This window comes from Pseudomonas sp. S2_H01 (assembly GCF_054668305.1).
In genome coordinates this window covers 386,308-397,576 of record NZ_CP162756.1, presented here as the reverse complement: position 1 = coordinate 397,576, position 11,269 = coordinate 386,308, and the positions used below count along the sequence as shown (strand labels likewise).

Here is an 11,269-nt window from a genome sequence, read left to right as displayed (position 1 = left end):
GGCATCAGATCAAGCCCGCGCTTCCATCCGCGACAGGCTGCTGACCGGCAAGGTCACTTTCTGTTCGCGTTGCAGCAGGTTGAGCAGGATCACGGCACGTTCATCACCGTCGGCCGCGAGGAAAATCGCCTCGACGTCGTTGAAGCCGTCTGCGGTGATTCGCACGGTGTCGCCGTGCTGAAAGGTCTCTTTGGGTGGCGGTGCGAGCAGGCGTTCACGGATCTGCTCGATCAGCGCGTCTTTCACCGGCACCGGCAAACCGCCGAAGGTCACGATACGCGCCACGCCCCGGGTGGAGCGGATCGGGTACCAGTTATCGTTGGTCTGGTCCATGCGGATGAACAGGTAGCCGGGGAACAGTTCCTCTTCGGACGGGGCGCGGGAGCCGCGTTTCTTTTCGCCATGCTTGACCGGTCGGTAGCATTCGAAATGCTGACGCTGCAGGTGTTCCTGAGCACGGCCTTCCTGGCGAGGTTTGGTTTGAATCAGGTACCAGCGCGCTGGGCTGCTCGGGTTACTGTCGGCATGAGACATAATTCTTCACTCCACTGCAATGCGGTTCGACAGGGTTGAAACTGGCTCAGGGTGTTGCGTCAGTCTGGCCAGCACGCCGGGTTCGGCAGCGGGCGGGTGCTTGTCCAGTCGGTATTGGGTCAGCATCTGCTGGACCTGCTCGACGCAGTTGAACATCAGCACGTCGATGATGGACAGGTTGGCGACGAAAGGTTGCCTGAACTGCCGATACTCCACCGGATTCATCCGGAAAAACCTCACCAGTAAGCGGTTGCGCGCAAAGTGATCGCGGTCATACACCACCGATCCGCCCTCGGGCGTGATAAACGTCGTCGCCTCGAACGTATGCGCGATACGGATGATGCGCTCCTGTTTGTCGACAGGGCTGCCAAGAATCAGGTCAGAACTGCGCATGATCGGCGTGACGATGTGTAGATAAGCACACATTTCACGAATTGCATGTTCGGCGTACAGCGAGATGTTCGGTTGTGGGAAGTGGATCAGGCGTTCGACCAGCGGCATGACCTGAGCGAAATAGGGCGCTTCTTTATAACTCTCGGCAATCAGGCGAATCAGCCGTTCGGCCTCATCGCTGAAGTGATCGCACAGTTGCCGTTGATTGATCTGCAACTGAAAGCGGTCTTTCTTCAGCGGGAAGGTGATCAGCCGCGCTTCATCGTTATGCAGAATGCGATTGCGGTTGACCCAGCCGGACCGCACATATTGCAGATCGTCTCCCAGGACGAAGACGTCTGCAGCGGCGATGAGCTGAAAGTAACCCAGATAAGGAAAGAGATAGGGTTGCATCACTGCAATGGTCCTGGCCATCAATACGTCTCCTTTACTTCAGTGACTCACAGCGCGGTCATTTGCGAACCGTGGTGTAGTCGTAGCCATAGGCTGCGCAGTCATAGTCGGCGGTCGAGGCCTTGCGCAGGACGCCGTTGAAGATTGCACCCTTGATCAGGATGCCGTTGTGCAGCAGGCGGCGTTTGCACGCTTCGATTTCCTTGGCGGTGCTCAGCCCGAACCGGGTGACCAGCAGGCACGTACCGGATTGACGGCCCACCAGCGTGGCGTCGGTGACGGCCAGGATTGGCGGGGTGTCGACGATCACCAGGTCGTACAGCGGTGACAGGTCGGTGATCAACTTGTTGAAGTTGTCATGCATCAACAGCTCCGACGGGTTGGGCGCCGCGAATCCACAGGAAATGAAGTCCAGGTTGCGCACTTCGGTGTGGTTGATCACTTCCTTGCTCTTCAAACGGGCGGCCAGGGTGTCGGACAGACCGTGCTTGGGCGTCAGGTTGAACAGCTTGTGCAGGTAGCCTTTGCGCATGTCGGCGTCGATCAACAGCACGCGTTTGCCGGTCTGGGCAATGATCACCGCCAGGTTGCTGGAGACGAACGACTTGCCCACGCCCGGCGTCGGGCTGGAAATCATTAGCACGTTGTTGCGGGCTTCGAGCATCGCGAAATGCAGGCTGGTGCGCAGACTGCGCAACGATTCGATCGCCAGCTCCGTTGGCGCGCTGACGCTGAGCAGGCGAGGTTCCTTGCTGCCACCGCGGCTCTGGCTTGCCTTGTCCATGCGTTCCTGCTGACGCGAATACGGCAGCGATGCGTAGACCGGCATGCCAAGGTTCTCAATGACGTCCGGGTTGTCCACACCGCGATAGAACGCCTGGCGGACGAACACGGTGGCCACGGCCAGCAGCAGACCGACGAGGGCGGCGACCAGCACGATGATTTTCTTCATCGGCTTGACCGGCTCTTCGACGTTGGCGTCGGCGTTGTCGATGATGCGCACGTTCCCGATGCTGCCGGCACGAAGAATGTCTTGCTCCTGGCTCTTGTCCAGCAACAGGGTGTAGGTCTGCGAGGTGACTTGCATGTCGCGAGTCAGGCGCAGCAGTTCCTGTTGGGTGGCGGGCAGGGTTTCGATTTTCTTCAGCAAGGCTGCTTTCTGGGCTTCCACCTGACTGATCTGAGTCATCAGGCCGCGATAGGTCGGGTGCTCAGGGGTGTACAGACGCTCGACGTCGACGCGCTTCATCTTCAGGTCAGACAGCGTGCCTTCCAGCTTGACCACCTGGTCCAGGACCGATTTGGTCTCCACGCTCAGGTCCACCGACTTGGCGCTGGTCTGGAAGTTGTTCAGGGCGATTTCCGACTGCTCCAGCTGCTTGCGCACGGCAGGCAGTTGCGAGCGCAGGAATTCCAGACGCTGGGCGGCTTCGGCCGAACTGCGCTCAACGTTCTGACGCACATACAGGCGGCTGACTTCATTGAGGATGCGTTTGGCCAACACAGGATCGGCGTCCTGAATTGACAGGTAAACGATCCCCGAGTCCTTGCCGGCTTCAATGATCTTCAGACGGTCCTGATAATCCAGGGCGGCGGTCAGGGTGCGCTGACGTATCACGGTAAACTCGGTGCCGGGACGGCCATTGAGCGCCGCGACCTGAATTTTCACGCCACTGCCTTCGACGGTTTGACCGACCGGGCCGCTGAGCAGCTTGTTGTGGTCTTCGTCATACAGACTGAAGCTGTCAGGCTTGTCCACGACCATGGTCAGCTTGTCGCCCAGCAGAGCGTCAGGCACTTCCAGCTGGAAGATGTCGATCTTCTCGCCACCCCACGCGTAGCTGTCCAGACCCAGGAGGGGCGAGGCCAGTTCACCGTCGTGATCAGGCTTGAAGTGACGGGCCATGTAGGCGCCGATGCCCGGTACGTATTTGGGTTTCTGAATGATGTTGAGCTTCAGGTCGTCAACGACCTTGCCCAGCACCGCGCGGGATTTGATCAGCTCGATCTCGGTGGTCGCCTGGGACACCGACAGCGGCTTGGCGCTGATTTCGGTGCGGCCCTCGATGCCGATTTTCTTCGGCTCGATCTGAATCATCGCGTTGGCCTGAAAGATCGGTGTCGCGAGCACGGCGTAGGTCACGCCAATCAGGACGCAGACACCGATGATCGATGCAATCATTCCCTTGTGATCGAAAAGTGTGCGCAAGATAGTCGCCAAATCGATCCGGGAGTCCTGGACCTCGTCCAGGGAAGTACGGTTCATAGCGGTCATTTATCTTGGATCTCCTGACTGAAGATAAGGAAGCCAGTCGTCGACGCAACGCGAAAGCTGCTCGTAGGTCTGTTCAAAGGCTAGTTTCGGGCGCCGGTACGGGTCGGCTATTTCCAGTTCTTGTTGCCATTTGCCAATCAGAAACGTCTTGCCGCGCACCTCGGGGGCGAGCTTGAGCACGCTTTGGGTCTGGCGGTGCTCCATGAGCAGGATCAAGTCCGCGTCGTAGAGCATTTGCCGAACCACCTGTCGGCTCTTGTGCCGGTGTGCCTCGACACCGTTGACCTGCAACACGGCCCTGGCGAGTGGGTCCATGGTGGAGCTGAGCATGGCGTGGGTGCCTGCCGACGAAATCACGATGCGGTCGTTCTGCACGCGCTGTCGGAACATGGCTTCGGCCATGGGGCTGCGACAGATATTGCCGACGCAGACCACCAATACGTTACTGAACATGGCCTTTGTTAAGCGTCGTCATCAGTCTCTTGCCGATGTTGGTGCTGAAATTTCGCCCGACTTGCAACAGGGTCTGAACCTTGCGCTGAGGGGTGATCGCGGAGAGCGAGTAGCCGACCAGTTGCATCAGGAAGTACTCGTAGAGTTCATCGTTACCCAGGCGGTTGTAGTAGTTGGCCAGCGCGCCGGACGTCTGCAGGGCCATGTGCAGCTTTCGCTTGTTGGAACGCATGGAGAACACACCGCCCGGGTGCAGGCGATACATCGCAGGCTTGATCTCACCCATGAATTTGCCCTTGCCGTAGGCACCCAGCAGCGACCACCAGACCAGATCGTTCAAAGGCGCCGCAGCGAGTTCTTTGGGCAGTGAGTCGAAGACGTTGCGAAACACGGTGGTCAGCGTCGAGATCGGGCGCGCCTTCTGCAACCCCAGGGCCGTGGCGTCAGCGCGAAGCTCGTCTTGCAGCTGAATGCCGTATTGGCCGTTGGTGTCGAAGGAAATGGCGTCGTGGTACGTCAGGGCGTAATCGGGGTGGCTTTCGAGAAAGTCCACCTGGATTTGCAGCTTGCGCGGGTCGGTCCAGTAATCGTCGGCTTCGCAGTAAGCGATGTAGCGGCCACGGGCCTCACCGAACAGGCGCGGTACCGATGGGTTGCCTTGCGAATACTGGTTCGTCTCGTGATAGAAGGCGCGGATCAACGTCGGGTAGCGCTTGACGTAGTCGGCAATGATGCGGGCTGTTCCATCCGTGGAGGCGTCGTCGTTGACAAGGATCTCGAAGTCAAACGTGGTTTGCTGCATCAGAAAGCCTTCCAGCGTCTGAGCGACGTAGGCTTCCTGGTTGTAGGCTGGGCAGACGATGCTGACCAGGGGTGCGGCAGACGGCGAAGGGCTCGTCTTTTTGCTAGTAGCATCCATGGCTTAATACTCGTTTAGAGACTCGGTTTGCTGAACAGGACGGAAATCTTCGTCACCAGTGGCTTGTAGCTTGCTGCTACCACCATCAGCGTGATCAGGCCGCTGACGGCCAGACCCAAAAACGTGTTGATGCGGCTTTCGCTGGCGATCATGCGTAACACAGGTTCGCTGATTGCCAGGCCCACGGCAGTCATCACGCTGATGCGGATGATGTCGCGCAGCCACTGGCTGTGAATGCCCGGCGCCAGGCGCTGGTGAACGATCATGGGCCAGATGGCGAACGACACCAGGCGCAAGACGAACCAGGCAATGGCAGCGCCAAAAGCGCCTTGGTAATGAATCGCCGCAAACATCGTCGGCACGGTGATCACGGCTGAAACGACGCTGTACCAGACGTGCAGCCGCATCTGCCCGTAGGCGTACTGCAAGTAGAACTGAAAGGCACTGACCGCCATGATCGCGCTGCCCAGCGAATACCACGGCAACACCGAGCGGCTCCATTCGGCGGCGGGCTCGTCGCCGGACCAGGCGTAGACCATCTCGTGAGCGTGCAAGGCAATCAGCGCCGCCAGCGGAAACAGGAACGTGCAGACAAAACGGTTGGCCGCGAGGAACAACGCGTGCATGTCATCGCGACGCCCCTCGGCCATCAGCACGGTCAGTCGCGGCAACAACGTCTGCGCCAAGGGATTGCTCAGCATCATGATGCCGGTGGTGATCAGCGCCACCAGCGAGAAGTAACCGTACTCGTTGAGCGGTAGCAGCTCCGACAGCAGCACCTTGTCGATCTGGGTCAGCACGATCCACATCACCGCCGTGCCCGACATGCTCGCTGCGAACGGGATGATAGGTTTGACCAGTTGCCAGTCGAAGCCGGTCAGCCAGGAGGGCGTCGGCATCTGTTGGTAGGCGCGGGCAGCGAAGATCACTGTTTCGACCACGCCCACCAGCACCTGAAACTCAAAAAACAGCACCGGGTCGCTGGAAATCGTGCTCACCAGAAACAACCCGCCGAAGTAGCGCAGGGTGGCGATGATGACGTTGGCGATGTTCAGCCAGGCGTGTTGTTCAAGGCCTTGAATCCCGCTTTTATAAAGCGTTGAGTACAGACGCAGCGCGATCACGATGCCCATCAGGCAGATGCATTCGATCAGCGTCTGTGTCGAGAGCTCCTTGGCATTGAGCCAGCGCACCGCGATCCAGTCGCTGCCCAGGTACATCGCGATGCAGCACAGGCTCGCCAGCGGCAGGAAGATGATTTCGAACGAACGCAGCAGGCGTCCCGAATGCCGGTCGGCGAGGTCGGCACCTTGTTGATGCGCCACCGCCCGGACCAGGCTTGGCGACAGACCCGCGTCCAGCAATTGCAGCCAGGCCTGCAGTACCGAGAAGAATCCGATCAGGCCGTACGCCTCGGCACCCATGTGGCCGAGGTAAAACGGCATGATCAGGATGCCCACCAGCAGCGTGTAGGCTTGTCCTGCATAGCTCAACGCAGTGTTGCGTATGACTGAGCGTTTGGTTTGCATGGGGTGTCCTTTCTCGCCAAAACGTATGCGTCTTCCCGGAACCGGGTACTAGATGACCTGTGCCAGGTTCGGTGTGCGATACGGCGCGCGGCCCAGACTGCATTCGGCGATCACGGTGTTGATCACGCGTTCCTGATCCTCCAACTGCAGGCCCGGGTAGATCGGCAGGCACAGCACGCGTTCGCTCAAGGAGCGCGAGGCGGTTTGCGCCGCCTGCGGTTGCAGGTATTCCAGCGTGTCCAGCGATGGGTAGAAGTAACGGCGTGGATTGATGCCGTTGGTGTTCAGGGCGCTGCGCAGGCGCAACAACTGCTGTTCGTCGCTCAGGGCGATCGGGTAGTAGCTGTTGTTGAGCTGGCTGTTGTCTTCCGGCTTTTGCAGGTCGACGTAATCGCCCAGGCGCGTGGTGTAGCGGTGAGCGATTTCCGCGCGCTGCTGAAGGATGTTCTCGATGTCGTCGAGGATGCACAGGCCCATTGCGGCCGAGAATTCGTTGAGCTTGGCGTTGATGCCGATGCCGTCGATCTTGTCGACGTCAACGATGCCGAAGTTGCACAGCAGGTGAACGCGACGTGCGAGCTCATCGTCATTGGTGATGATCGCGCCGCCTTCAATGGTGTGGAACAGCTTGGTTGCGTGAAAGCTCAACGTGCTGATGTCGCCCCAGTTCAGCACCGACTGCCCGGCGTGACGCACGGCGAAGGCATGCGCGCCGTCGTACACCACTTTAAGATTGCGACGGCGGGCGATTTCTTCGATGCGTTCTACGGCACAAGGGTTGCCGAACACGTGAGTGCCGACGATGGCCGTGGTGTCCGAGACGATGCGGCTTTCGATGTGCTCCGGCGAAATGTTCCAGGTCTGCGCGTCGATGTCAGCGAAGATCGGGCGAATGCCTTCCCACTGCAGTGAGCTGCTGGTGGCCACGAAGCTGAACGGCGTGGTCACCGCGCTGCCGCTCAGGCCCAGAGCGCGGTAGGCAACCTGAAGGGCGAGGGTGCCATTGTTGGTGAGGATGACGTGCTTGACGCCCAGATAGTCTTTGAGGCGCTGCTCCAATTCACACACCAACGGCCCATGGTTGGTCAGCCAGCCACGGGAATAGATGCCTTCGACGTAAGTCTTGAACTTGTCGATATCGCCCAGGTAGGTTTTGGTTACGTTGATCATCGAATTCTCCATTTCTGACGCAATGCTTAAGGCGTTGTGTGAGGCAGCCATGCTTTCGGGGCGTGAACGTGTGCGAACCGGGCTAGCTCTGTGTGGGAGCGGGTGGCTGGTTGCCGGCTTTGTTGCTCATCCGTCGTGCCCGACCCTGGTTGATCCTGAGGATCAGGCGAGTCGCCAGACTTCCTGTATGTGGGTCACCGAAATGGAACAGCGCCGTCGCGCGCTTGACCTCCGGGCCGCACGGCTTGTTGGCGTGCAGGGTGCGATAGCCCCAGAAGAAGTAAACGTTGCCCGGCTCCAGGCGCAGGATGTAAGGCTTGAGCCAGTTGCGCTGCATGCCCTTGATGATCCAGCCTCGGGTGAAGGTGTTCTGCAGCAGCGCCTTCTCGAAAACGTTGAACAACACCCAGGTACGTACGCGACGAATATTGGGAAACAGCATCAGATCACCGCGCTCTTCACCTTCGGTCGGGATGAACACGGGAATAAGTGCGGTCACCAGGCTGGCGTCGTAGTGAAAGCTGTTGGATTCGCGTTTGCCTTGGTTGCCCTGGACGCAGCGCAGGACCGGGAAGATTCGGTCGCTGGGGGCGTCGGTCTGTGCCGCGTGCCTATAAAGGCCGGCAAGCAGCGACTTGAAGCGCGGGTCAGCCCAGTAGCTCGCCAGCAGGCTTTCCCCCAGCATCGCTTCGCCGTGATACGCAAAGTATTCGCCCTGATGTTTCTGCGCTTGCTCGTCAGTCCAGGTGCGTAACTGTTGCAGATCGGAATCAGTGACGGCACCGCTCAGTTTTGCAAAGCCGTTGGTATCGATTTCGTCAGCCAGGCGGAGTACCAGCTGCTCATCCATGTCGAATGATAGGGGCATTGCATCGCGTCCTCTTGACACGTGGGAAGGACACGGCAGGGTGATTCAGTGCCTCAGGCACGCTACCGCCCGAATCTGCAGATCCTGCCGTTCTTTTCGGAAGTGGACGGTGCCTGTCGAACGCTTGAACAGGATTGCCTTATCAAGTCGTTGGGCAAAGCTACCGCCCTACCGAGCACTTTCAGTAATTTTGAAAATTTTCTTACAGCCAACAATTGCCCACCGGCGCAAGCAACGCACCGTTGTGTTCATTAACTTCGTTGGCAGGTACAGAGTGATGAAATCGCAATGTCTTCTGCGCGCAGCTCTGCGGCTACGCAGCTAACAACAAGAAAACAATGGACAGGCATATATATCGACGGCGGCGCAGTGTCTGTCAAATTATTTCGCCAACATTCTGTTAAATTTTTGATAAGCGGGAATTCTATCGATCTAACTCATTGATTTATATAGCAGTCAAAAAACCATCAGCGCCCTATCACGGTGCGCTGACGCTTTGTATGGCCTCCTGTGTAAGGGCCGTGAGTCACGTAAAAATGACGGATTGGCATTTTTCCAACGCCAGAAAGCGGGCGCGGGTGGGGAGGATCGGTTTTATGGCGCTCATTAATTGAACGGGTAAGTTGAAGGGTTAAAGTTGAAAAGTGCCGAGCGCCCTAATGCATGTAATAAAGAAGCTGTCTCGTTTATGTTTTACCCAGTATTGGGGGGCTTTAATAAAACAATGAAGTCCTCGCGCAACTTTTAGTGAAGGTTTATGTCGTCGATTTTCGGGCGAGTACGAACCGTGCTGCTCGTCCTTTTAGTACCTGTCATCCATGACGTTCTGTACGAGGTTGCTCCTGAACGATGCGTCCGCCATTATCTGGCCGTTGTGACGCACACATTTCGGGTCAGGAGAGTCAATGAATACGCAGTCGAAAACCAATGGAGTGGTGGCGCAACGCCTGGCGCAGGCGCGCGCCCTGATGAGTCGCGAAGGTATCGATGCCTGGCTGGTGCCGTCGGCCGACCCTCATCTTTCCGAATACCTGCCAGGCTACTGGCAAGGCCGGCAGTGGCTGTCGGGTTTTCACGGTTCGGTGGGGACGTTGATCGTCACGCAAGACTTCGCCGGCGTCTGGGCCGACAGCCGTTACTGGGAGCAGGCGACCAAAGAACTGTCAGGAAGCGGGATCGAGCTGGTCAAACTGCAGCCTGGGCAACCCGGCCCGCTTGAATGGCTGGCCGAACAGGCGAAGGCCGACTCGGTGGTGGCCGTCGACGGTGCCGTATTGGCGGTGGCGTCTTCGCGCACGCTGGCCAGCAATCTGTACGCGAAGGGCGCCAGGCTGCGCACGGACCTCGATCCGCTGACCGAACTGTGGGACGGTCGTCCGACGCTGCCGCCCCAGGCTATTTATGAGCACGTGGCCCCGCAGGCTACCCAGCTGCGCAGCGACAAGCTGACCCGGTTGCGTGGGGTATTGGCCGAGCGCGGCGCCGACTGGCATTTCCTGGCGACACTGGATGACATCGCCTGGCTGTTCAACCTGCGCGGCGAAGATGTTTCCTATAACCCGGTGTTCATTTCCTTTGCGCTGATCGGCCCTGACAGCGTCAGCCTCTTTGTGGCCTCTGAAAAGGTGAACCCTGCATTGCGTAAAACGCTGGAGAGCGAAGGCATCACCTTGCGTGAGTACACCAGCATCGGCGCGGCGTTGCGCGAGGTCCCGCGTGAGGCGCGCCTGCTGGTCGATCCGGCACGGGTGACGTGCGGTCTGCTCGATTACCTGGACAGCGAAGTGACGCTGGTCGAAGGACTGAACCCGACGACGCTGTTCAAATCGCAGAAAAGCGCGGCGGATACCGCCCACATTCGTCAGGCCATGGAGCAGGACGGCGCCGCGTTGTGCGAATTCTTCGCCTGGCTGGAATCGGCACTGGGTCACGAACCCGTCAGCGAGCTGACCATTGACGAGAAGCTCAGTGCTGCACGGGCGAAGCGTCCGGGCTATGTCTCGCAGAGCTTCGCGACCATCGCCGGTTTCAACGGCAACGGTGCGATGCCGCACTATCGCGCGACGCAAGAGGAGCACTCACAGATCGAAGGCGACGGCCTTTTGCTCATCGACTCCGGCGGCCAGTATCTGGGCGGCACCACGGACATCACCCGCATGGTGCCGGTTGGCACACCGACCGCCGAGCAGAAGCGTGATTGCACCCGTGTGCTCAAAGGCGTGATCGCGTTGTCTCGCGCGCATTTCCCGCGCGGCATTCTTTCACCGTTGCTGGATGCTATCGCTCGTGCGCCGATCTGGGCCGAGGGCGTCAACTACGGTCACGGCACCGGCCATGGTGTGGGCTATTTCCTCAATGTGCATGAAGGCCCGCAGGTCATTGCCTATCAGGCACCGGCGACGCCGCAGACGGCGATGCAACCGGGAATGATCACCTCCATCGAGCCCGGCACGTATCGACCGGGGCAGTGGGGCGTTCGTATCGAAAACCTGGTGATCAATCAGGAGGCGGGCAAGACCGAATTTGGCGAGTTCCTCAAATTCGAAACGCTGACGCTGTGCCCGATCGACACCCGTTGCATCGAGGTGAGTGTGCTGACTCAAGAAGAGCGCGACTGGTTGAACGCTTATCACGCTGAGGTCAAAGCACGTTTGAGCCCGCTGCTGGAAGGTGCTCCGCTGGCATGGCTGAACACTCGCACGGCTGCTGTCTGATTGAGTCTCACGACATCGCCG

9 protein-coding genes are annotated in these 11,269 nt (G+C 59.0%); 1 reads left to right on the top strand and 8 read right to left on the bottom strand.

The window, feature by feature from the left end:
- Window positions 1–9 precede the first annotated feature (9 nt).
- From rfaH to AB4N84_RS01765, 8 genes are all read right to left on the bottom strand, one after another.
- Window positions 10–534, bottom strand: coding sequence for a transcription/translation regulatory transformer protein RfaH (rfaH, locus tag AB4N84_RS01800; RefSeq protein WP_074758506.1), 525 nt, complete (start codon window positions 532–534; stop codon window positions 10–12).
- Window positions 535–540: 6 nt separating this feature from the next.
- Window positions 541–1,341, bottom strand: a complete 801-nt coding sequence (locus tag AB4N84_RS01795) for a WbqC family protein (protein WP_074758508.1) — start codon at window positions 1,339–1,341, stop codon at window positions 541–543.
- A gap of 37 nt (window positions 1,342–1,378) precedes the next feature.
- Complete coding sequence (locus AB4N84_RS01790) at window positions 1,379–3,595, bottom strand: polysaccharide biosynthesis tyrosine autokinase (RefSeq protein WP_074758510.1); 2,217 nt, start codon at window positions 3,593–3,595, stop codon at window positions 1,379–1,381.
- Window positions 3,596–4,048, bottom strand: coding sequence for a low molecular weight protein-tyrosine-phosphatase (locus AB4N84_RS01785; protein WP_074758512.1), 453 nt, complete (start codon window positions 4,046–4,048; stop codon window positions 3,596–3,598).
- The gene (locus AB4N84_RS01780; protein ID WP_074758514.1) at window positions 4,038–4,967 is read right to left on the bottom strand and encodes a glycosyltransferase family 2 protein; all 930 of its coding nucleotides are present in this window, start codon (window positions 4,965–4,967) and stop codon (window positions 4,038–4,040) included. Before AB4N84_RS01780 ends, AB4N84_RS01785 begins: the two co-directional genes overlap by 11 nt.
- Window positions 4,968–4,981: 14 nt before the next feature.
- Window positions 4,982–6,496 carry a lipopolysaccharide biosynthesis protein gene (locus tag AB4N84_RS01775; RefSeq protein WP_460044996.1) on the bottom strand — a complete coding sequence of 505 codons (1,515 nt, stop codon included), beginning with the start codon at window positions 6,494–6,496 and terminating at the stop codon, window positions 4,982–4,984.
- A 48-nt stretch (window positions 6,497–6,544) separates the two neighbouring features.
- Window positions 6,545–7,666 carry a DegT/DnrJ/EryC1/StrS family aminotransferase gene (locus tag AB4N84_RS01770; protein ID WP_074758518.1) on the bottom strand — a complete coding sequence of 374 codons (1,122 nt, stop codon included), beginning with the start codon at window positions 7,664–7,666 and terminating at the stop codon, window positions 6,545–6,547.
- A gap of 82 nt (window positions 7,667–7,748) precedes the next feature.
- Window positions 7,749–8,534: a hypothetical protein gene (locus tag AB4N84_RS01765; RefSeq protein ID WP_460044995.1), complete on the bottom strand. Its 786-nt coding sequence runs from the start codon at window positions 8,532–8,534 to the stop codon at window positions 7,749–7,751.
- A gap of 905 nt (window positions 8,535–9,439) precedes the next feature.
- Here AB4N84_RS01765 and AB4N84_RS01760 point away from each other — a divergent pair.
- A complete protein-coding gene (locus tag AB4N84_RS01760) occupies window positions 9,440–11,248 on the top strand; it encodes an aminopeptidase P family protein (RefSeq protein ID WP_460044994.1) in 1,809 nt (602 codons plus the stop codon).
- Window positions 11,249–11,269: the final 21 nt, after the last annotated feature.

Bases quoted from the DNA above. Each gene is read 5' to 3' on its own strand.
- AB4N84_RS01785 (WP_074758512.1), bottom strand. From the start codon at position 4,048: ATGTTCAGTAACGTATTGGTGGTCTGCGTCGGCAATATCTGTCGCAGC.
- AB4N84_RS01795 (WP_074758508.1), bottom strand. From the start codon at position 1,341: ATGGCCAGGACCATTGCAGTGATGCAACCCTATCTCTTTCCTTATCTG.
- AB4N84_RS01770 (WP_074758518.1), bottom strand. From the start codon at position 7,666: ATGATCAACGTAACCAAAACCTACCTGGGCGATATCGACAAGTTCAAG.
- AB4N84_RS01790 (WP_074758510.1), bottom strand. From the start codon at position 3,595: ATGACCGCTATGAACCGTACTTCCCTGGACGAGGTCCAGGACTCCCGG.
- AB4N84_RS01780 (WP_074758514.1), bottom strand. From the start codon at position 4,967: ATGGATGCTACTAGCAAAAAGACGAGCCCTTCGCCGTCTGCCGCACCC.
- AB4N84_RS01775 (WP_460044996.1), bottom strand. From the start codon at position 6,496: ATGCAAACCAAACGCTCAGTCATACGCAACACTGCGTTGAGCTATGCA.
- rfaH (WP_074758506.1), bottom strand. From the start codon at position 534: ATGTCTCATGCCGACAGTAACCCGAGCAGCCCAGCGCGCTGGTACCTG.
- AB4N84_RS01760 (WP_460044994.1), top strand. From the start codon at position 9,440: ATGAATACGCAGTCGAAAACCAATGGAGTGGTGGCGCAACGCCTGGCG.
- AB4N84_RS01765 (WP_460044995.1), bottom strand. From the start codon at position 8,534: ATGCCCCTATCATTCGACATGGATGAGCAGCTGGTACTCCGCCTGGCT.